The 20574-nt window shown below is 74.2% G+C and carries 14 protein-coding genes and 1 pseudogene; 6 read left to right on the forward strand and 9 right to left on the reverse strand.

The window, feature by feature from the left end:
• Positions 1-415: 415 nt before the first annotated feature.
• Entirely contained in the window at positions 416-865 is a 450-nt protein-coding gene (locus ACZ56B_RS28335; protein ID WP_468796471.1) for a PTS sugar transporter subunit IIA, read from the forward strand.
• Positions 866-943: 78 nt separating this feature from the next.
• Positions 944-2614, forward strand: coding sequence for a phosphoenolpyruvate--protein phosphotransferase (gene ptsP / locus ACZ56B_RS28340; protein WP_468796473.1), 1671 nt, complete (start codon positions 944-946; stop codon positions 2612-2614).
• Between the two features lie 69 nt (positions 2615-2683).
• Here the strand turns inward: ptsP and ACZ56B_RS28345 are convergent, their stop codons facing one another.
• Both ACZ56B_RS28345 and ACZ56B_RS28350 read right to left on the reverse strand, forming a co-directional pair.
• The gene (locus ACZ56B_RS28345; protein ID WP_468796475.1) at positions 2684-3568 is read right to left on the reverse strand and encodes a hypothetical protein; all 885 of its coding nucleotides are present in this window, start codon (positions 3566-3568) and stop codon (positions 2684-2686) included.
• A gap of 248 nt (positions 3569-3816) precedes the next feature.
• Positions 3817-5793, reverse strand: coding sequence for an acetoacetate--CoA ligase (locus ACZ56B_RS28350; RefSeq protein WP_468796477.1), 1977 nt, complete (start codon positions 5791-5793; stop codon positions 3817-3819).
• 212 nt (positions 5794-6005) lie between these two features.
• Here ACZ56B_RS28350 and ACZ56B_RS28355 point away from each other — a divergent pair, with 212 nt between their 5' ends.
• Positions 6006-8384 carry a glycoside hydrolase family 31 protein gene (locus ACZ56B_RS28355; protein WP_468796479.1) on the forward strand — a complete coding sequence of 793 codons (2379 nt, stop codon included), beginning with the start codon at positions 6006-6008 and terminating at the stop codon, positions 8382-8384.
• Here the strand turns inward: ACZ56B_RS28355 and ACZ56B_RS28360 are convergent.
• Entirely contained in the window at positions 8375-8911 is a 537-nt protein-coding gene (locus ACZ56B_RS28360; RefSeq protein ID WP_468796481.1) for an NUDIX domain-containing protein, read from the reverse strand. The genes ACZ56B_RS28355 and ACZ56B_RS28360 overlap by 10 nt on opposite strands.
• A gap of 63 nt (positions 8912-8974) precedes the next feature.
• Positions 8975-9784: a M15 family metallopeptidase gene (locus ACZ56B_RS28365; protein ID WP_468796483.1), complete on the reverse strand. Its 810-nt coding sequence runs from the start codon at positions 9782-9784 to the stop codon at positions 8975-8977.
• A 164-nt stretch (positions 9785-9948) separates the two neighbouring features.
• Here ACZ56B_RS28365 and ACZ56B_RS28370 point away from each other — a divergent pair.
• Positions 9949-10407: pseudogene (locus ACZ56B_RS28370) on the forward strand (glycerol kinase); the annotation flags it as partial.
• Here the strand turns inward: ACZ56B_RS28370 and ACZ56B_RS28375 are convergent.
• The 5 genes from ACZ56B_RS28375 to ACZ56B_RS28395 are packed head-to-tail and all read right to left on the reverse strand — an operon-like array spanning position 10383 to position 18413.
• Positions 10383-10985: a GTP-binding protein gene (locus ACZ56B_RS28375; protein WP_468796485.1), complete on the reverse strand. Its 603-nt coding sequence runs from the start codon at positions 10983-10985 to the stop codon at positions 10383-10385. The pseudogene ACZ56B_RS28370 and the gene ACZ56B_RS28375 overlap by 25 nt on opposite strands.
• Complete coding sequence (locus tag ACZ56B_RS28380; RefSeq protein ID WP_468796487.1) at positions 10870-14655, reverse strand: hydantoinase B/oxoprolinase family protein; 3786 nt, start codon at positions 14653-14655, stop codon at positions 10870-10872. Before ACZ56B_RS28380 ends, ACZ56B_RS28375 begins: the two co-directional genes overlap by 116 nt.
• A 24-nt stretch (positions 14656-14679) precedes the next feature.
• Complete coding sequence (locus tag ACZ56B_RS28385) at positions 14680-15075, reverse strand: DUF742 domain-containing protein (RefSeq protein ID WP_468796489.1); 396 nt, start codon at positions 15073-15075, stop codon at positions 14680-14682.
• Between the two features lie 9 nt (positions 15076-15084).
• Positions 15085-15519, reverse strand: coding sequence for a roadblock/LC7 domain-containing protein (locus tag ACZ56B_RS28390; protein ID WP_468796491.1), 435 nt, complete (start codon positions 15517-15519; stop codon positions 15085-15087).
• A complete protein-coding gene (locus ACZ56B_RS28395; RefSeq protein ID WP_468796493.1) occupies positions 15516-18413 on the reverse strand; it encodes a sensor histidine kinase in 2898 nt (965 codons plus the stop codon). The genes ACZ56B_RS28390 and ACZ56B_RS28395 overlap by 4 nt, the downstream gene beginning before the upstream one ends.
• Before the next feature lie 418 nt (positions 18414-18831).
• Here ACZ56B_RS28395 and ACZ56B_RS28400 point away from each other — a divergent pair, with 418 nt between their 5' ends.
• Together ACZ56B_RS28400 and ACZ56B_RS28405 are read left to right on the forward strand one after the other, a co-directional pair.
• A complete protein-coding gene (locus ACZ56B_RS28400; protein ID WP_468796495.1) occupies positions 18832-19509 on the forward strand; it encodes a hypothetical protein in 678 nt (225 codons plus the stop codon).
• Positions 19510-19718: 209 nt separating this feature from the next.
• Entirely contained in the window at positions 19719-20540 is an 822-nt protein-coding gene (locus ACZ56B_RS28405) for an IclR family transcriptional regulator (protein ID WP_468796497.1), read from the forward strand.
• Positions 20541-20574: the final 34 nt, after the last annotated feature.

Genomic DNA, 20574 nt, shown 5'->3' on the forward strand with positions numbered 1-20574 from the left:
ACTTTTGGCACGCTGTTGAGTTCTCAAGGAACGGACGCTTCCTTCGTACTCGCCCTCGCGGGCTTTCCTCCGGGCGCTTCCCTTCGGTCCTGCGTCTCCGACTCTACCAGTGTTTCCTCGGCCCTCTGACCACCCTCCTGCGGACATGCGGGAGATGATCCGAAGTTAGGATCTGAGCGAGTCGATTTCCTGCCGGGCCAGGGCGCTCGCTGCGCCACTCAGCCCCCGACAGGACTTAAGACTCTACACGGGGTCGCGCACCGCATGCAAATCCATTAGAGTGGGTGGTCTAGACCTCTGATCTGGACCTGTCGCCCGGAACCGGTACGTCATATGACATACGCTGCTGAACAGCGCACTGTCCGGGACGGAACAGTGACGGCACCCCTACAGATCCCCATCCGGGAGGCTTCCCATGACCACCGTGACGTCCCCGCTTGCAGGACGGGCCATCGGACTGGCGTCCGTGCCCGATCCGGTCTTCTCCGGGGCCATGGTGGGCCCGGGTACGGCGATCGACCCCGTACGGGAGCCCTCCGAGGTCGTCTCCCCCGTGGACGGCGTCATCGTCTCCCTGCACCCCCACGCGTTCGTCGTCGTCGACGAGAGCGGACACGGCGTGCTCACCCACCTCGGTATCGACACCGTGCAGCTCAACGGCGAAGGCTTCGAACTGCTCGTCGACAAGGGCGACACCGTCACGCGCGGCCAGGGCATCGTGCGCTGGAACCCCGCGGCCGTCGAGGCCGCCGGCAAGTCCCCGGTGTGCCCGATCGTGGCCCTCGAGGCCACGGCGGAGGCCCTCCTGGAGCTTCGTGACGACGGTGATGTGAAGGTAGGCGACAGTCTCTTCCTCTGGGAGTGACGCCGGTGCCGTCCCGGACGGCGAGCAGGACGACCACCGCGGCGGCGGGAGCCACCGCGCTGACGGGAGACGGGTGAGATGGAGACAACGCTGCGAGGCGTCGGTGTGAGCCACGGGGTGGCCATCGGCGAGGTCCGGCACATGGGGACGGCGGTGCTCGAACCGCCGGCCAAGCAGATCCCCGCGGAGGAGGCGGAGCGCGAGCAGGGGCGCGCCCACAAGGCCGTGGAGGCTGTGGCCGCCGATTTGACGGCGCGCGGCAATCTGGCGGGGGGCGAGGCCCAGGCGGTGCTCGAGGCCCAGGCCCTGATGGCCCAGGACCCCGAGCTGATGACGGACGTGGAACGGCGCATCGCAGTCGGCAGCACCGCCGAACGTGCCGTGTACGACGCGTTCGCCGCGTACCGCGAGCTGCTGGCGGGGGCCGGCGAGTACCTGGCGGGCCGGGTGGCCGACCTCGACGACGTGCGGAACCGTATCGTCGCCCGGCTGCTCGGGGTGCCGATGCCGGGTGTGCCGGACAGCGACGAGCCGTACGTTCTCGTGGCCCGGGACCTCGCTCCCGCGGACACGGCGCTGCTGGACCCGACCCTGGTGCTCGGTTTCGTGACCGAGGAGGGCGGGCCCACCAGTCACAGTGCGATCCTGGCGCGTGCGCTCGGCGTGCCCGCCGTGGTCGCCCTGCCGGGTGCGGGCGAACTCGCCGAGGGCACCGTGATAGCGGTCGACGGCAGCAGCGGCGAGATCTTCGTGAACCCGAGCGAGGAGAAGAAGGCGCAGCTCGAGGCGGCGGCGGCCGAGCGCAGGGCGGCGCTCGCGGCGTCGACCGGGCCCGGTGCGACCGCCGACGGTCACACGGTTCCGCTGCTGGCCAACATAGGCGGTCCGGCGGATGTGGCGGCCGCTGTCGAGGCGGGTGCGGAGGGCGTGGGTCTCTTCCGCACGGAGTTCCTCTTCCTGGACGACAACAAGAACGCTCCTTCCGAGGAGAAGCAGGTCGCGGCGTACCGGCAGGTGCTCGAGGCGTTCCCCGAGGGCCGTGTGGTGGTGCGCGTGCTGGACGCGGGCGCGGACAAGCCGCTGGACTTCCTCACTCCGGCCGATGAGCCGAACCCCGCGCTGGGCGTGCGCGGTCTGCGGGCGCTGCTCGACCACCCCGAGGTGCTGCACACCCAGCTGACGGCGCTGGCGAAGGCCGCGGCGGGGCTGCCCGTCTCCCTCGAGGTCATGGCTCCGATGGTCGCGGACCGGACCGATGCCAAGGCGTTCGCGGACGCGTGCCGTGCGGCGGGGCTGCGGGCGAAGTTCGGTGCGATGGTCGAGATCCCCTCGGCCGCGCTGCGGGCGCGCTCGATCCTCCAGGAGGTGGAGTTCCTGTCCCTGGGGACCAACGACCTCGCGCAGTACACGTTCGCCGCCGACCGCCAGGTGGGTGCGGTCTCCCGGCTGCAGGATCCGTGGCAGCCCGCGCTGCTCGACCTGGTGGCGCTGGCCGCGGAAGCGGCGAAGGCCGAGGGCAAGAGCTGCGGTGTCTGCGGCGAGGCCGCGTCGGACCCGCTGCTCGCCTGTGTGCTGACCGGGCTGGGAGTCACCTCTCTCTCCATGGGCGCGGCGTCCATTCCCTATGTACGGGCGAAGCTGGCGAAGTCCACGCTGGCGCAGTGCGAGCGGGCCGCCGCCGCGGCCCGGGCGGCAGACAGCGCCGAGGAGGCGCGCGACGCCGCGCAGGCGGTGCTCTCGGGCGAGTAGTCCGGAGGTGTTCGGTCTGTCCGGAGGGGCGCTCCACCCGCGTGGGGCGCCCCTCCCCGGTTTCTCGGTTCAGTGGTGGTGGGCCGGGCCCTCCTCCCCGAGGTCGGGCGGCGCGCAGTAGTCGACGCCGGACTCCGGGGCGATGAGGTCCCCGGACTCGACGTCGGTGCAGTAGGCGTCGAAGACCTCTCCGGCGGTGAGGGGCTCGAGGCCGTGGCCGCGCAGGCGCCAGCCGTGGACGCGGTCGTGGCGGCCGGGTGCGCTGGTGCGCATGACCAGTCCGCCGGGGCGCTCGGTGGCGAGGCCGACGGCCAGGACGGCGGTGAACTCGAGGACTTCGGTCTCGTCCGGTTCCCCGCGGCCGGCGTCGTCGTCGGCGTGGAGGACGGCGATGAGGGTCTCGGGCGGTCCGGAGACGCTGCACACGAGGTGGCGCTCCCCGGGTGCGGCCGTGTCGAGGACGCGGGTGAGGAGGTGGGAGGCGCGGGCGAAGGCGGCGCGGCCCAGGTCCTCGCCGCACGAGGCGCAGGGGCCGAGGCGGGCGAGGAGCGTGGTCGCGTACTCCCAGGTCGCCCGGCGAACCGCCTCGGCGACGAGGGCGGGCAGCAGGTCGGCCAGCGGCTGCCCCTCGTAGAGGACCGTGGGTCCGGTGGCCGCGATCTCGGCCGTGAACCGTGTGCGGCTGGTCCGGCTGTCGGGGTCGAGGCCCGTCTCCCTGCAGAACTCCGTGTACTCCTCGGGGTCGAAGAGGGCCAGCGTGGTGTGGCTCCCCCGCAGTGCGCGCGTCCTGAGGACGGCTTCCACGTGCGCGAGGTAGGTGGTGTGGTCGTCGAAGGCGAAGCTCCGGTAGTGCCGCATGGCGCGGAAGTCGTGCTCGTCGGTCAGCAGGCCGATGGTGCCCGCGATTTCGCGGTGCAGGACACGTCGCAAGGTCCGGTGGTCGGTGTACGCCATGTCTCCCCCTCTGCATGTCGATCAATGCTCACTCACAGTAATCGTCGGCACTGACAACGGCGTCCGAGGAGGGCGGTGACGTGGGGGAACGGTCGATCGAAGCCGGTCGGGAGGGCTACCGGTGACGCAGCGTTCCCGCGTGCCGGGCGGAGAAGCGGCCGTGCCGGGCCCGGAGCGGACGGCTCCGGGCCCGTGGTCGTGCGCGGCGGGTCCGGGGCCGTCCGCCGGGTGGCGTCGCCCCGGGGAGGTCAGGCGCGCTTGCGGGCCAGCTCCTCGTAGAAGCCGAGCAGGTCGAGGTCGTCGATGGATCCCGGGTTGACCGCCTTCTCCAGGGGGGTGCCCTGGAGGAGGCGCTTGACCGGCACCTCGATGCGTTTGCCGGTGAGGGTGTGGGGGATCCCGGGCACCTCGATGATCTCGTCGGGGACGTGGCGGGGCGACAGCTGCTCGCGGATGGTCCGCTTGACGCGGTCCAGCAGGTCCTCGTCGAGGGCGGCTCCCGGTGCCAGGTGCACGAACAGGGGCATCCAGTAGCCGCCGTCGGGCTGTTCGACGCCGATGACGAGGGACTCCTTGATCTCCGGGAGGCGTTCGACGGCTTCGTAGATGTCGGCCGATCCCATGCGGACGCCCTGGCGGTTGAGCGTGGAGTCGGAGCGGCCGTGGATGACGACGGAGCCGCGGGAGGTGACGGTGATCCAGTCGCCGTGCCGCCACACGCCGGGATAGGTGTCGAAGTAGCTGTCGTGGTAGCGGCTGCCGTCGGGGTCGTTCCAGAAGCGGACCGGCATGGAGGGCATGGGGTTGGTGACGACGAGCTCGCCGACCTCGTCGGTCAGGGGGTTGCCCTCCGGGTCCCAGGCCTGCAGGTCGGTGCCCAGACCGGGGGCCTGGAGCTCGCCGACGTGGACGGGGAGGGTGGGTACGGCGCCGGCGAAGCAGGAGCACACGTCCGTGCCGCCGCTGACGGAGGCGATCCACAGGCCGGTCCCCCTGTCGGCGAACTCGTCGTGCAGCCAGCGGAAGCCGTCGGGGGGCAGCGGGGACCCGGTGGTGGCGACGCACTTCACCGCCGAGAGGTCGAAGTCGCGCGCGGGGTGCACGCCGGCCTTGCGGCAGGCCATGACGTAGGCGGCGGAGGTGCCGTAGAGGGTGGTGCCGGTCCGTTCGGCGATCCGCCACTGGGCGCCCGTGTCCGGGTGGCCGGGGCTGCCGTCGTACAGGACGACCGTCGTTCCGGTCAGCAGGCCGGAGACGAGGAAGTTCCACATCATCCAGCCGGTCGAGGTGTACCAGAAGAAGCGGTCCCCGGGGCCCAGGTCGCAGTGCAGGCCGAGCTGCTTGAGGTGCTCGACGAGGATGCCGCCCTGGGACTGGACGAGCGCCTTGGGCAGTCCGGTGGTGCCGGAGGAGTAGAGCACCCACAGCGGGTGGTCGAAGGGCACCTGCTCGAAGACCGGCTCCGTGTCCGCGGAGGTGAGGGCCGACCAGTCCAGTGCGCCCCGGGGGGCGTCGGTGCCGAGCAGGGGGATGTGGACGACGGCGCGCAGGGTGGGCAGTTCGCGGCGCAGCTCGGCGACGACGGCGCGGCGGTCGTGCTCCTTGCCGCCGTAGCGGTAGCCGTCGACGGTGAACAGGACGACCGGTTCCACCTGCTGGAAGCGGTCGAGGACGCTGCGGGCGCCGAAGTCGGGCGCGCAGGAGGTCCACACGCCGCCCACCGCCGCGGTGGCGAGGAGGGCGACGACGGCCTGCGGGATGTTCGGGAGGTAGCCGCTGACCCGGTCACCGGGGCGTACTCCCAGGGAGCGCAGTTCGGCCGCGAGGGAGCCGACCTGGCGGCGCAGTTCGGTCCAGGTGACGGGGCGCGGGTCGTGGGTCTCGTCGACGTGCAGGAGGGCCGGTTCGTCCGCGCGGGACGCAGCCGCGCGCAGGGCGTGCTCGGCGTAGTTCAGGGTCGCTCCGGGGAACCACTGGGCGCCCGGCATCGAGCGGTCGCCCAGCACGCGCGCGTACGGGGTCGAGAAGCGGACGTCGAACCACTCCGTGACCGCTTTCCAGAAGGTCTCCAGCTCGTCCACGGACCAGCGGTGCAGTGCCGCGTAGCCGCCCTCGGCGGGGGCTCCGTGGTGCTCGGCGGCCCACGCCTGGAACCTGGTGATCCGTGCCTGGGCGATACGGTCCGGATCCGGCTGCCAGAGCGGCTGGGGGTTCACGGTCGACATGGGGCGGCTCCCGGGCTGTGCGCGTCGTGTGCGTCTCCGCGCACGAGCGGGGGTGTGCGCGTGACGCGGCTGACAGGGACGATGCCACGTGATCGACTGCCACACCAGGGCGCGCCCCACATAGTCCGTGTCGTGAGGATGTGGTCCGATCACGGGTGAACGGCAGTTGAACGGCACGCACGGGGTGCGCGGTCAATGGCAGGGTGAGCACCATGGACGGTCGTGACCTGGTGCGTTCGGTGAGATCGGTCGGTTCGGCGGGGGCGGTTCAGGGGTTGCGTGCCGTACGGGCAGCGTGGCGCAGGCGGCGGAGCGACGCCACCGGGCTGCCGCCGCGCGGGCCGGAGCGGGCGCGGGTGCCCGGGACCGTGCGGGGGGCGGAGACGGGGCCCGGTGGCGGCGTCGTCCGGTTCGGCCGCTCGGAGCTGCGGATCCTCGTCGCGGTGAACGGGGCCGTCTTCTGGAGCTGGGACGGGGCGGACCCGACGCCGTCCTACGCGTTGGCCGGCCGCTGTCCCGAGCCGGATCCGCGGGCGGTGCTGGAGCCGGACAAGGACGGCGGCTGGCGGGTGGTGGCCGAGCGGGTGACCGTGGCCGTCTCGCGGCACGGCGCGGTGGAGGTGCTCACCCCCGGGGGTGTGACGCTGCGGCGTGATCAGCCGCCGCGGTGGTGGGAGCCGGTGGGCGGTGGCGCGGCACGCTGGGTGCAGCGCTCGGAGGTGCCGGCGGACGCCCGTTTCTTCGGGCTCGGGGGGTGTGCGTCGGGTCCCCGGCTGCGGGACGGCACGTACCGGTTGTGGAACACCGCCCCCGGCCGGGCCCCCGGGGCCGGCGACGGTCCGTCGGGCATCACGATGCCCGTGCAGCTGGTGGTGGCCGACGCGGGCACGCACCTGGTGTTCCACGACAACACGTGGGACGGCGCCGTGACGCTGCGGGAGGGGCAGGAGGGCGCCGGTTCGGGGCACGACCGGGCCGGGACGAGCGAGCTGCGGATGGACGGCGGCCCGCTGCGCTGCTGGGTGATGGTGGGCACTCCCGCGCGGGTGCTGCTCGCCTGGGCGTCGCTCACCGGCGCGCCCGCGCTTCCGCCCGCGTGGGCGCTCGGCCACCATCTCGCGCACGAGGGTCCCGGCGGGGAGGAGGAGGTGCGCAGGGCCGTCACGGACCACCGGGAGCACGGGCTGCCGGTCGACGCCGTGCACCTCGGCGCCGGTCACCTCGACGCCGGCCGGGTGTTCACCGTCGACCGGGAACGGTTCCCCAAGCTGCCGGTCCTCGCCGACGAGTTGCGCGCCGACGGGATCCGGCTGGTGCCGGTCGTCGGCCCGGCGGTCGGGGTCGCGCCCGGCGACGCCGTGTACGACGGGGGGACGGCCCGGGACGCGTTCGTGCGGGACTCCTCGGGGGAGGTCGTGCGGGGGGTCGGGTGGCCGGGGGAGGCGGTCTTCCCGGATTTCACGCACCCGCGGGTGCGCGCGTGGTGGGGCGGGCTGTACGCGGAGAGCCTGGCGCGGGGGTTCGCCGGGTTCCGGCACGACCTGGACGAGCCGACGTCGTTCACGGCCTTCGGGGAGCCGACGCTCCCGCGCTCGGCCCGCCACGCCCTGGACGGGCGGGCCGGTGACCACCGCGAGGCGCACAACGTGTACGCGCTGTGCATGGCCGGGGCGGCGTTCGAGGGGGTGCGGGACCTGGCGCCCCGCGAGCGGCCGTTCGTCTTCTCGCGTTCCGGGTGGGCCGGTGCGCAGCGTTACGGCGGGACGTGGCCGGGTGGCGCGGCTGCGGGGTGGCCGGGGTTGCGTGCGTGGCTGGCGCTGGCCCTGGGGCTGGGACTGTGCGGTGTTCCCTGGGTCGGGGCGGACGTCGGCGGGTTCGACGGGGACCCGTCGCCCGAGCTGTATCTGCGCCGGCTCCAGCTGGGCGCCCACCTGCCGCTGCTGCGCACCCGTACCGGGCCGCCCGCGGGCGGCGGGGGGCCGTGGGGGTTCGGCGCCGAGGTCCTGGAGCACGCGCGTGCGGCGCTCGTCGGACGCCGGAGGCTGCTGCCGTACTTCATGACGCTGGCGCATCTGGCCCGGCGCACCGGAGCGCCCTGCGTGCGGCCGCTGTGGTGGTCGGCTCCCGAGGAGCGTGCGCTGCGCGACTGCGAGGACGCCTTCCTGCTGGGCGACTTCCTGCTGGTGGCGCCGGTGCTGGAGCCGGGGGCGGACCGGCGGGCCGTCCGGCTGCCCGCGGGGCGCTGGTACGACACGGCGACGGAGCGGGCGTACGAGGGGCCGGCCCGGGTGCTGGTCGAGGCTCCCCTGGAGCGGATCCCGGTGTTCGCGCGTGCGGGGGCGGTCCTTCCCGTGCGGGGGGAGGACGGCGGGCCGGAACTGGAGGTGTGGGCGCCCGCGCGGGGGCGGACCGGGGGCGGGTGGGCCGTGCCGGACGCCGGCGACGGGTGGGAGGAGCCGGAGCTCGAGCGGTACACCGCCCGCTGGGCCGGTCCGCGGCTCGTCGTCGAGCGGGAGGGCGAGGACGGTGCCGGTGAGCCGGCCCGTCCGGTGCGCGTCCGCGGGCTCCGGCCGGGCCGGGGTCAGCCGTAGCGGCCCTCGAACCAGGCCCGCACGGCCAGGGTGTGCAGGGGGAAGGCGAGTTCCTCCGGGCGGCGCAGGAGGTGCCGGCCCTCCGTCTCGTCGGTGGCGGTGAAGGGCGGCAGGTCCTCGGCGGAACGCTCCGGGAGGAGCCCGAACAGCAGCAGGTGCCCGTCGGGCGAGCTCATCGCGTCGGCGAGCCGCACGTCGTGGCTCGCCGCGTCGATGCCGGTCTCCTCCCGGAGCTCGCGGACGACCGCCCGGCGCCAGTCCTCGCGGTCGTCGATGTAGCCGCCGGGCAGCGCCGTGCCCCCGCGCGCGGGGGCGACGGTCCGGGTGATGACGACCAGGCCGGTGCCCTCCGTGTCGTGCACGGGCTGGAGGGCCACCGCGACCGGCAGCGGGTTGCGGTAGGCCACGGCGCCGCAGGCCGGGCAGGTGCGGGGCCAGCCGGAGACGCCCTCCCCGAAGGGCGCGCCGCAGCTCGAACAGTGCGATCCGGGCGCGGAGCCGGGCAGGGGGACGCGGGTCGTGGACACGCGCGGACTGTATCCGATCGCGTGTGTCCGATCGCGGCGGGGGGCATCCGCGGGAGGCCTCGCTCAGGGACGAGCGGTGAGCGACCTGCGGGACACCGGGAAGTCGAAGTAGGTGTCCGGGTGGGGTTCGGGTGCGAAGGTGTAGTGCCACCACTCCTCGGGGAGGTTCACGAACCCGAGGTCCTCCAGGGTGTTCTTGAGCAGCAGCCGGTGGGCGCGCTGTTCGCCCCGGACGCGGGGGTCGAGGGTGTGGCTGAGGGTGTCGAAGCAGTCGTAGCCGGTGCCCATGTCGACGGAGTTGTCGGGGAACCGCTCGTCCGCGGGGGCGAAGCAGGGCGTCAGGGGCTGTCCGGGGCGGTACGGCGGGGTCGGCCGGGCGGGGAGCTCCACGAGGGTGAGGTCCACCGTCGAGCCGCGGCTGTGACCGGACCTCTCCGCGATGTAGCCGTCGGCGAACAGCCGGCTCTTGTCGGTGTTCGGGTAGAACTCGGCCTTCATGTCCTGGTCGTCGAGGTCCCCGGCCCAGCGCACGAAGTGGTCCACGGCCCGCTGCGGCCGGTAGCAGTCGTACACCTTGAGGGAGTAGCCCCGGCGCAGCAGCTTCCGCTGGGCCGTGTGCAGGGCCCGGGCGGCGGGGCGGGTGAGGAGGCACAGGGGCTGCCGGTAGCCGTCGACGGGTTCGCCCACGAAGTTGTGCGGGGTGAAGTAGCGCATCTCCTGAAGGATCGTCGGGTCCACACTGCTCAGCGCCACGAAGTCCTCCGGCGCCCCGGGCTCGGGCCTCGCCCGGGCGGGGGCGGAGGCGGCGGTCGTCGTCAGCAGGGCGGCGAGCACGGTGACCAGGCCGCGCGCCGCTGCGGAAAGTCGTGTCATGTTCCCTGCGTCTATCAGGAGCGGGCTCCGCCGGGAAGCACCCCGGCCCTCTTCGCGCCCGCGCGGATCGCCGCGCCGGGCCGCCGGTCGGGCGGCCAGGACGGACAGGGCCGTTCTGGCGAACGGACGGGATTCCCGCCGGCCGGTCGCTTCTCCGGGCCGGGGCGGCCCGGCCGGGGATCAGGTCCTCCACCGAGGTCCAGGGCACCGCCGGGGGCCGGCTCCCCGGCGTGCCGGTGGCCTCGGCGCCGGCCGGCCGGCAGGCGGCCGTGTGCGGGCAGGCCTGTCACGACGTGGGCACGGCGGAGAGCGCCCGCGGCACGGGCGGCTTCCCGCTGCTCGGCACCGGCAACCGGCCGGTGCCGTCGGGGAACGGGCTGCCGACGGCGCCGGGGCACGGGATCGGCGACGGGGCGCCCGGGCACTGCCCGGAGGGGTCGATCGCCCTCACGGGCGCGCTGGTGCGGTGGTCCCGCGACCGGCTCGGCGTCCTCCGCGGCGCGGACCGGGTCGAGCCGTTGGCGGCGAGCGTGGACGACGACGGCGGGGCGTACGTCGTGCCCGCGTCCTGCGGGCCGTTCGCGCCGTGCCGGCGGTCTCAGGTGGTGACCGCCCGGTGCCGCGCGGCCCGCGTCATGGCGTGCTGGACGACGCCGACGAGGACCTCCTTGACCGAGGCGCGGTCCCGGGCGTCGCACATCAGCAGCGGTACGTGGTCGTCGAGGTCGAGGGCCCGGCGGACGTCGTCGGCCGGGTACCGCGCGGCGCCCTCGAAGCAGTTGACGCCGACGAGGAAGGGTATGGAACGCCGCTCGAAGTAGTCGATGGCCGCGAAGCAGTCCTCCAGCCGCCGGGTGTCCGCGAGGACGACCGCGCCGAGGGCGCCCTCGGCGAGCTCGTCCCACATGAACCAGAAGCGCTCCTGGCCGGGCGTGCCGAAGAGGTACAGCACCAGATCCTCGCGCAGCGTGATGCGGCCGAAGTCCATGGCCACGGTGGTGGTGCTCTTGGCCTCCACGCCGCTGAGGTCGTCGACCGGGCGCCCCGCCTCGGTGAGCAGCTCCTCGGTGCGCAGCGGCCTGATCTCACTGACCGCGCCGACGAGCGTGGTCTTGCCCACGCCGAATCCGCCGGCCACCAGGATCTTGAGCGTGAGCGGCTCGACCGGAGGCTTGCCGCGCTCGGAGCGCCCGAGGATCATCGATCTCTTCTCCTGCTCGATGGGGGTCGGACGGCGGACCGTATCCTCCGCCGCCGGGGGTTTCGATGACGAGGACGTCGCCGGGGCCGACGTCCGCCGAGTCGCTCCCGGCGAGCCGGGTGACCGTGCCGTCCGCCCGCTCGACCCGGTTGGCGCCCGGCGCGCCGGGCGCGCCGCCGGCCATGCCGTACGGGGGGACCCTGCGGTGCTGCGACAGGGTGGAGACGGTCATGGGTTCCAGGAAGCGGATGCGGCGCACGGCTCCGTCCCCGCCGCGCCACCGTCCGGCGCCGCCGCTGCCGCGGCGCACCGCGAACTCCTCGAGGCGGACGGGCAGCCGCCACTCCAGGACCTCGGGGTCGGTGAGCCGCGAGTTGGTCATGTGCGTCTGCACGACGGACGCGCCGGGGAACCCGTCCCCCGCGCCCGAGCCGGAGGCGACGGTCTCGTAGTACTGGTGGCGCGCGTTGCCGAAGGTGACGTTGTTCATCGTGCCGGAGCCCTCGGCCTGGACGCCGAGCGCCGCGTACAGGGCGCCGGTGACGGCCTGGGAGGTCTCCACGTTGCCGGCGACGACGGCGGCCGGCGGCTCGGGCGCCAGCAGGGAGCCGGGCGGCACGACGATCCGCAGCGGGCGCAGACAGCCGTCGTTGAGCGGGATGTCGTCGGCGACCAGCGTGCGGAAGACGTACAGGACGGCCGCGTCGACGACCGAGGCCGGGGCGTTGAAGTTGGTGGGCAGCTGGAGGGACGTGCCGGTGAAGTCGATGGTCGCCGAGCGGCCCGCCCGGTCCACGCGCACCGTTACGCGGATGACGGCGCCCGAGTCGGTCTCGTAGGCGTACTCGCCGTCGTCGAGGGCGTCGATGACGCGGCGCACCGCCTCCTCGGCGTTGTCCTGGACGTGCCTCATGTACGCCTGGACGACGTCGAGGCCGAAGTCCTCGATCATGCGGCCGACCTCGTCGACGCCCTTGTGGTTGGCGGCGATCTGGGCCCGCAGGTCGGCGAGGTTGGTGTCCGGGGCGCGGGACGGATGGGGCGCCCCGGTCAGGAGCCGGCGGGTCTCCTCCTCGCGGAAGCGGCCGTTCTCGGTGAGCAGCCAGTCGTCGAAGAGGACGCCCTCCTCCTCGATGGTGCGGCTGCCGGCCGGCATGGAGCCGGGGGTGATGCCGCCGATCTCGGCGTGGTGGCCGCGGGAGGCGACGTGGAAGAGGACCTTCCGGTCACGCTCCGTGCCGCCGGCGGACCCGGGACCGAAGACCGGGGTGATCACGGTGACGTCGGGCAGGTGGGTGCCGCCGTGGTACGGGTCGTTGACGGCGTAGGTGTCGCCGGGCCGCATGGCCGGGCCGCGCCGTCGGACGACCTCCTTGACGCCGGCGCCCATCGACCCCAGGTGGACGGGGATGTGCGGGGCGTTGGCCACCAGGTTCCCGTCCGGGTCGAACAGGGCGCAGGAGAAGTCCAGGCGTTCCTTGATGTTGACGGACTGGGCGGTGGATTCGAGGCGGGCGCCCATCTGCTCGGCGATGGACATGAAGAGGTTGTTGAAGACCTCGAGCAGGACGGGGTCGGCCTTCGTGTCGAGGCCGCAACTCCGCGTGACCGTGACGCGTTCCATGACCAGGTGCCCGTCGTGGGTCGTCGCGGCTCGCCAGCCGTCGTCGACGACCGTCGTCGCGCCGGCCTCGGTGATGACCGCCGGGCCGGTGACGGTCTCGCCGGGGGGAAGGTCCTCGCGGCGGTGGAGGGGCACGTCCCGCCAGGCGCCGGTGTGGAGGCGGACGGTCCGCGGGACGGCGGGGCGGCTTTCGCGGGGGCGCTCGCCGGGGGCGAGGGCGGAGAGGTCGGGGGGTTCGGTGATGCCGGTGGCTTCGACGGAGAGGGCTTCGACGACGATCGGCCGGTCGAGCGTGAAGGAGTACGTGGCGCGATGACGTTCCTCGAAGAGGCGGCGCATCGTGTCGGGCCCGGTCAGCTCGACGGTGAGGGTGGTGTCGGTTCCGTCGTAGCGCAGTCGGGCCCGGCGGGTGACCTCGATCCGCTCCTCGGGGACGTCCTCGGCGAGGAGTTCGGCGCGGGCGGCCGCCTCCAGGTCGTCGGCGGTCTCCCGGACGCCGGGCATCGCGGCGGGCCCGAGGGGCGCCTCGACGGAGCGTTCGCGCATGGCGGTGGTGTCGGCGAGGCCGATGCCGAGCGCGGACAGGACGCCCGCCATGGGCGGGACGAGGACGGTGCGGATGCCGAGGGAGTCGGCGACCCGGCACGCGTGCTGTCCGCCCGCACCGCCGAAGGTGGTGAGGGCGTAGCGGGTGATGTCGTGGCCCTTCTGCACGGAGATCCGCTTCACGGCGCCCGCGATGTCGGCCACGGCGATCTGCAGGTAGCCCTCGGCGACCTGCTCCGGGGTGCGGTCGTCGCCCGTCCGCCCGTGGATCTCCCGGGCGAGGGCGGTGAAGCGGTCCCGGACGAGGGCGGCGTCGAGGGACTGGTCGCCCCGCGGGCCGAACACCGCGGGGAAGTGGCCGGGCTGGATGCGGCCGAGCATGACGTTGGCGTCGGTGACGGTGAGCGGGCCGCCGCGCCGGTAGCAGGCGGGCCCCGGGTCCGCGCCCGCCGAGTCCGGCCCCACCCGGTAGCGGGAGCCGTCGAAGTGGAGGACCGAGCCGCCGCCGGCGGCCACGGTGTGGATGTCCAGCATGGGCGCGCGCAGCCGGACTCCGGCGATCCGGGTGGTGAGGACGCGTTCGTACTCGCCCGCGAAGTGCGAGACGTCGGTGGAGGTGCCGCCCATGTCGAACCCGATGACCCGGTCGAAGCCGGCGCGCTGCGACATGCGCGCCATGCCGACGATGCCGCCGGCCGGCCCGGACAGGACGGCGTCCTTGCCGCGGAACTGCCCGGCCTCGGCGAGCCCGCCGTTGGACTGCATGAACATCAGCCGTACGCCTTCGAGCGCGTCGGCGACGTGCCGTACGTGGCGGCGCAGCACGGGCGAGAGGTAGGCGTCGACGACGGTGGTGTCACCGCGCGGGACGAGCTTCATCAGCGGACTGACCTCGCTGGACAGCGAGATCTGCGGGAATCCGGTCCGGGCGGCGAGTTCCCCGATCGCCCGCTCGTGGGCGGGGTGGAGGTGGCTGTGCAGGCAGACCACGGCGACGGCCCGGATCCCGTCGTCGTACGCCTGCCGCAGCGGTCCGGCGAGGGCCTCCAGGTCCGGGGCGCGCAGGAGGGTGCCGTCGGCGGCGATGCGTTCGTCCACCTCGACGACCCGTTCGTACAGCTGGTCGGGCAGGTCGATGCGGCGGGCGAAGATGCGGGGGCGGTCCTGGTAGGCGATGCGCAGGGCGTCGCGGAAACCGCGGGTGATGATCAGCAGGGTGCGTTCGCCCTTGCGTTCGAGGAGGGCGTTGGTGGCGACCGTGGTGCCCATGCGGACGGCGTCGACGGCGCCGGCGGGGTCCCCGGCCTCGGCCAGCAGCGCGCGGATGCCCGTGACGGCCGCGTCGGAGGCGGACGCCCCGGCGTCCGGGCGGGACCCGGAGTGCCGCAGGGCCGGGGTGTCCGACAGCAGCTTGCGCGTGAGCAGCCGGCCGTCCGGGCGCCGCGCGACGATGTCGGTGAAGGTGCCGCCCCGGTCGATCCAGAACTGCCAGCCTGCCACGTCGGTACCCCGCTTCCGCGCCGGTCACAGTGCCCGGAGGCCGTTGATCACGTCGCGCAGAATACTCTCGTCCGGCAGTTCGGCCGGGGGTACGGGCCGGTTCACATGGACGAACCCGGTGTCGACGAGGTCTCCGACCAGGACCCGGACCACTCCGACCGGCAGGTCGAGTCCGGCGGCGAGCTCGACGACCGTCTGCGGGGCGTCGCGGCACAGCTCGACGATGTCCACGTGCTCCGGGGAGAGCGTGGGGTCCTTCTCCGGGTCGTCGGCGTGGGGCTCCGTGACGACCACCGCGATCAGGTCCAGGCGGTGCTGGACCGCACTGGTGGTGCGGCCCCGCGTCATGGCGTACGGACGGACGACCGGCCCGGCCTCGTCGTCGAACCAGTGGCTTCTCCCCTGACCGTCAGCGCTCATGTCATCCCACTACCCGCCCGAGGGCAGGTCGGTGCGCGGAGCGGCGCCCAGATGTGCGCCGACCCGCTTCACGAGGAGCGTCATCTCGTAGGCGACCTGCCCGACGTCCGAGTCGGCGTCCGCGAGGACGGCGAGGCAGCTGCCGTCCCCGGCGGCCGTGACGAACAGGAACGCCTCGTCGAGTTCGACGACGGTCTGGCGGACGTCGCCCGCCTCGAAGTGGCGTCCCACGCCCTTGGCGAGGCTGTGGAACCCGGAGGCGACGGCGGCCAGGTGCTCGCCGTCCTCGCGGGTCAGGTCCTTCGAGACCCCCGTGGGCAGGCCGTCGCCGGAGAGCACGAGGGCCTTGCGGATGCTCGCGACGCGGTCCACCAGGTCGTCGAGGAGCCAGTTCAGCTCCCCCTGGCCGGTCTCGGTGTGGCCGGTGGCCTTCGGTGCGGTCATCGACCGTTCCCCTCTGTCGTTCGTCGTGGTGCCGTGCCGCTGCCGGCGTCGTCGCCCGCGGCGTTCTCCTCGCGGCCGCGCTGCCAGCCCCGCTGGAGCGAGGCCATGCGGCTGCGTACTTCCTCCGCGTCCCGTTCGACGGGCCGGGTCCCGCCGGTCCCGTCCCGGTCGTGCCGTCCGGCGTCGCGTTTCAGCTGCGGGGCGAGGCTGGCCTGCCGGGTGCGCCGGGGCAGTGCTCCGGCGCCGGGCCGCGCGGCGCCGGTGTCCTGTGCCGTGTCCCCGGGTCCGGTCCCCGCGGTCGCGTCCGCGGCCGGCGGGGCGCCGTCCGGGCCGCTCGACGCGACCGCGGGGCGGCGCGTGCGCCGGGGAGGAAGCGCGGGGGGCCCGGGCAGGTCGTCGCGCGCCGGTCCGGAGGGTTCCGGGGTCTCGTTCCGTTCCCCGGCGCGGGCACCGGTCCCGGGCCGGGCCGGGCCGGTGCGCCGTCTGCGGGCGGGGAGGGCCGGCGGTGTCCCGGCGTCCGGCGGCCCCTGCTCGCGGTCCGACGGGGTGGCCGGGGCCGCCGGGTCCTCGTCCGTCCGTTCCCGGCGGGTGCGCCGGTCCTCGACCGGGCGTCCGTGGGAGCTGACCAGCTTGGGGGCCCTCCGGCGGGGCAGCGGGGCCGGGGCGCCCGTCCGGTCGTCCGCGTCCCGCTCCTCCCCCTCGCGGGTGCCGGGGGTCTGCCGGTGCTGCTCGCGGCGCCCGGACCGCTCGTCCCCGGAGCGGGAGAGGGAGCGGAGGAGGCCGCCGTGCCCGCTGTCCTCGTCCCCCGGCTCGCCGGGGAAGGCGCCGAGGGCGTCCAGGTCGACCGGGGCCTCCAGTTCCACCGGCCCGTCCAGCGGCGGGGCGGGCGGTCCGGGCAGGGACGCGGGGGTCCGGGAGGGCGTGGTGCGGCGGCTCTCCCGCGGTTCCCCGTCCTTGGCCCGCCGGGGCCGGTCGAGGCGGAAACCGGCGCCGTTGGTGTCCGGCACGTCGTCCGTCAGCAGCGTGTCGGGGATGAGGACGACCGCCGTGGTGCCGCCGTACGGGGAGGGCTGGAGGGAGACGCGGATGTTCTGGCGCCTGGCGAGGCGGCTGACCACGAAGAGTCCGAGCCGGTCGGTGTCGGTGAGCTCGAACTCGGGTGTCTCCGCGAGCCGGAGGTTGGCGTCCAGGAGCGCTTCGGCCGACATGCCGAGACCGCGGTCGTGGATCTCCAGGGTGAAGCCGTTGGCCACGCGCTCGCCCAGGACCTGGACGGCGGTGTGCGGAGGCGAGAACACCGTGGCGTTCTCCAGGAGTTCGGCCACGAGGTGGGTGAGGTCGGCGACGGCCGGTCCGGTGACGGCGATCCTCGGCAGGCGGCGGACCTCGATGCGTTCGTAGTCCTCGACCTCGGCGACGGCGGCGCGGACGACGTCCATGAGCTGCACCGGCTTGCGCCACTGCCGGGAGGGCGCGGCACCGGAGAGGATGACGAGGCCCTCGGCGTGCCGCCGCATGCGGGTGGTCAGGTGGTCCAGGCGGAACAGGTCGGCGAGTTCCTCGGTGTCCTCGGTCCGGCGCTCCATCGCGTCCAGCAGGGTGAGCTGCTTGTGGAGCAGGACCTGGCTGCGGCGGGCGAGGTTGACGAACACCTCGGAGACGCCGGCGCGCAGCTCCGCCTGCTTGACGGCGGCCTCCACGGCGGCGCGCTGGAGGGTGTTGAGCGCCTGGCCGACCTCGCCCAGCTCGTTCTTGTCGTACTCCAGCCGCGGGACCTCGGTCTCGACGTCGACCTGTTCACCGGCCGAGAGGCGGCGCATCACGCTGGGCAGGCGGACACCGGACGCCTCGTGCGCCTCGAGGCGCAGTTGCCGCAGGTCCCGGATGAGGCCGCGGCCGATGCGTACGGAGAGGAAGAGGGAGAGCAGGAGGGCGACCAGGCCGAGGGTGCCGGCGACGACGGCCTGGACGATGACGCCCATGGCGACGGGGCGGACGCGGTCCTGGTAGCGGTCGGTGGCCTGGTCGTTGAGCGTGCCGAGTTCGGCGAGCACGTGGCCGGCGGCGGTGTCCCAGCTCTTCGCGGTGATCCCGCGGGGCGGTCCGGCGCCGGAGGAGACGGCCGCCTCCTCCCCCACGCGCAGCGGAGCGGACGCGGCGTTCTTCCAGAAGCTCTCGTAGCGCTCGCGCTCGGACGCGGGGAGCAGTGGCAGGCCGGCCTCGTACATCAGCGTGCGCTGGGCCACGAGGTCGGAGACCTCCCGCACTTCGGCGGGGGACAGCCTGCCGACGATCAGGGCGGAGCCGAGCAGGGCGTCCTCCCGGGCGAGCAGTTCGCGGGCGCGGGCCAGGTGGACGAGGGCCCGGTACTGCTTGTCCAGCTCGACGTCCTCGACCACGTGCAGATTGGCCAGCAGGGCGTAGCACGGGTCGACCAGCCGGTTGTAGAGGTCGAGGGCCTGGGAGCGGTCGACGGTGCCGTCCTCGACGCTGCGGCGCAGGGATTCGATGCCCTCGAAGGAGTCCAGCACCGCGCTCAGCTCGCCGGAGTCCTCGTGCATGGCCTCGCGCACGTCGGGGTCGGCCGCGCTCGCGCGGACCCGCTCGACGGCCTCGTCCGTGGCGGCCCGGCTGCGCCGGAGGGCGGCGAGTGCGTCGGAGGCACGGGGGTCCGCGAGGTGGACGAGGGTCTGCCGGCGCTCCTGCTGGAGGACGCGGACGGTGTCCTCGACGGGGTAGCCGATCTCCTCCATCACCGACGACACGTCGAACAGGTGGCTCGCCTCGCGGCCGGTGAGCACCGTGGTGAAGGCCCAGATCGCCGTCAGGGACACCAGCGGCACGAGCAGCAGCGCCACGATCTTCCGGCGGATGGACTTCCCGCGAAAGCGCATGGCCTCCCCCAGCTCGCCCCCGACCGCACGGGGGTACACATGTGCGTCAACAAACGGCGCGAGCCTACTACCGAGCCCCGGCCGACTCGAAGAACTGACCGGAGGGCCAAGTTCCGCTCCGGCGGCGGGACGTGGCGGGTTGTCCGGGCATGTCAGGAGATTGCCGCCCGCGGCCGGAGTGGAGTGCCGCGGGCCGATGTCCCGGGCCCGTGGGGGTGGTTGGCCGATTTCTTTCCCCGCCCGGGAATCTTCGTGACGTTCCGTTCGTCCTTCTCCATGGGATATGGGGGATGGGGGCGGAATCGGCCACGGGAGCCGCGTCCCGCATCCGGTACGGCGCGAGACAGTGCAAGCGGGCAGTCACGGGGAACCAGGTCCTGGGACACGAGTGAACGGTCTGCCGGCGGTGGGGAGTGACATGTCGAGGGGCACGGCGGAGCGGCGCGGGGCGCCCGGGGACGGCGCGGCGGCGCGAGCGGGGATCCGGCCGGATGCCGGGACACCGGGGCGCGACGCCTTCGCGGCCGGGCGCGGAACGGCCGGCGGCCCCGGCGCTCCGACGGGCCGGCGCGGCGACGGGGCGCGGGCGGAGCGGCGGGAGCGGGCCGACGGCGGGATACGGGGGGAACGGGCGGAGCGGGCCGACGACGGAGCACGCGGGGCCGCGCAGGACGCCGGTGCGGCCGGTGCCCGCGGACAGGCGCACCGCCGGCCCCTGTGGGTCGAGGAGCCGGCGCGGCGGCGCCGGCTGCCGGATCCGGTGCGGACGGCGGCGGTACGGGCGGTGCTCGTCATCGCCGTGACGCTGATTCAGGCCATGGTGGCCTTCCTGTGCACGCTGGCCGGCTCCTGGCTGGCTTTCCCCATGGTCATCAGCGGCGTCGTCAGCACGATCCTGGCGACCTGGGCGGTCCTGGACGTGTGGGTGACCCGCCAGGTCTGGAACCAGCGCCACGGCGTGGTGTCCACCCCCAGCAGCACCGCGCGGGCCCTGCGCCGCGAGCGGCGCCGCGCCCGGCGCCGGGAGCGGTCCGCCGAGCGGGCGCGGGCGCGCGTGCGCCGGCGGGGCGGAGCCGGGCAGCTGTCACATTCCTGACAGCGGCGCCCTCACGCGTTCCGGCCTCCCGCCACCGGGGGCGCGCGGGCACGGCACCCCTGCGGGGGCCGGACCGCCCGGTGGCATGATGTTCCCCCGTGGCGCGAGAAGCAGGCGTCACGGGCAACGGAATCCGGGCGGGCGCCCCTCGCACCGACGTTCTTCCGAACGGGGTCCGCACCGGGACGGCAGGTGGTGAGGACCGAGTCATGACCGGCGCGCGCAAGCGGTCCGAGGACGCGGAGGAGCACACGGCGGGGCCGGCGAGGAGGAGCGCGGCGAGCGCCGTCCAGTCGGTGGACCGTGCGGTGAGCGTGCTGGAGATGCTCGCCCGGCACGGCGAAGCGGGCGTCACCGAGATCGCCGACGCGCTGGGAGTGCACAAGTCCACGGCCTCCCGGCTGCTCGGGGTCCTGGAGAACCGCGGTCTGGTGGCCCAGGCCGGGGAACGCGGCAAGTACCACCTGGGGGCCGGCGTCCTGCGCCTCGCCGGTCCGGCGGCCGTGCGGCTGGACATCTCGCAGGAAGGGGTCCCGGTCTGCCGGGAACTGGCCGACGAGCTGGGCGAGACGGTGAACATCGCGGTCCTGGACGACACCGCCGCCGTCAACATCATGCAGGCCCGCGGAACGGCGTCCGTCTCCGCGCAGAACTGGCTCGGCAGGCGCACCCCGCTGCACGCCACCGCCGGCGGCAAGGTGTTCCTGGCGCACATGCCGCCCCCCTCGCGCGAGGACTTCCTCGCCGGCCCGCTGCACCGCTTCACGGAACGCACGATCACCGGGGAAGCCGCGCTGCGGGAAGAGCTGGAGACGGTGATGCCCCGGGGGTACGCCGCCACGCTCGAGGAGCTGGAGCCGGGACTCGCGGCCGTCGCCGCGCCGGTCCGCTCGTACGAGGGCGAGGTGATCGCGGCGATCAGCGTCTCGGGGCCGGTGTACCGGCTGGCTCCGGAGCGGCTGCCGGAACTGGGCAGGCGGACGGCGGCAGCGGCGGCCGAGCTGTCCCGGCGCATGGGCTACGGCTTCTGAGCCCTGCGTCCGGCCGCGCGAGGGGGACGAGGGG

The sequence above is a fragment of the Streptomyces sp. NPDC034670 genome, from assembly GCF_055574875.1.

What these genes read in the sequence shown, in the direction of transcription:
- ACZ56B_RS28335 (WP_468796471.1), top strand. Translation starts at nt 416, where the DNA reads ATGACCACCGTGACGTCCCCGCTTGCAGGACGGGCCATCGGACTGGCG.
- ptsP (WP_468796473.1), top strand. Translation starts at nt 944, where the DNA reads ATGGAGACAACGCTGCGAGGCGTCGGTGTGAGCCACGGGGTGGCCATC.
- ACZ56B_RS28345 (WP_468796475.1), bottom strand. Translation starts at nt 3,568, where the DNA reads ATGGCGTACACCGACCACCGGACCTTGCGACGTGTCCTGCACCGCGAA.
- ACZ56B_RS28350 (WP_468796477.1), bottom strand. Translation starts at nt 5,793, where the DNA reads ATGTCGACCGTGAACCCCCAGCCGCTCTGGCAGCCGGATCCGGACCGT.
- ACZ56B_RS28355 (WP_468796479.1), top strand. Translation starts at nt 6,006, where the DNA reads ATGGACGGTCGTGACCTGGTGCGTTCGGTGAGATCGGTCGGTTCGGCG.
- ACZ56B_RS28365 (WP_468796483.1), bottom strand. Translation starts at nt 9,784, where the DNA reads ATGACACGACTTTCCGCAGCGGCGCGCGGCCTGGTCACCGTGCTCGCC.
- ACZ56B_RS28375 (WP_468796485.1), bottom strand. Translation starts at nt 10,985, where the DNA reads ATGATCCTCGGGCGCTCCGAGCGCGGCAAGCCTCCGGTCGAGCCGCTC.
- ACZ56B_RS28385 (WP_468796489.1), bottom strand. Translation starts at nt 15,075, where the DNA reads ATGAGCGCTGACGGTCAGGGGAGAAGCCACTGGTTCGACGACGAGGCC.
- ACZ56B_RS28390 (WP_468796491.1), bottom strand. Translation starts at nt 15,519, where the DNA reads ATGACCGCACCGAAGGCCACCGGCCACACCGAGACCGGCCAGGGGGAG.
- ACZ56B_RS28395 (WP_468796493.1), bottom strand. Translation starts at nt 18,413, where the DNA reads ATGCGCTTTCGCGGGAAGTCCATCCGCCGGAAGATCGTGGCGCTGCTG.
- ACZ56B_RS28400 (WP_468796495.1), top strand. Translation starts at nt 18,832, where the DNA reads ATGTCGAGGGGCACGGCGGAGCGGCGCGGGGCGCCCGGGGACGGCGCG.
- ACZ56B_RS28405 (WP_468796497.1), top strand. Translation starts at nt 19,719, where the DNA reads ATGACCGGCGCGCGCAAGCGGTCCGAGGACGCGGAGGAGCACACGGCG.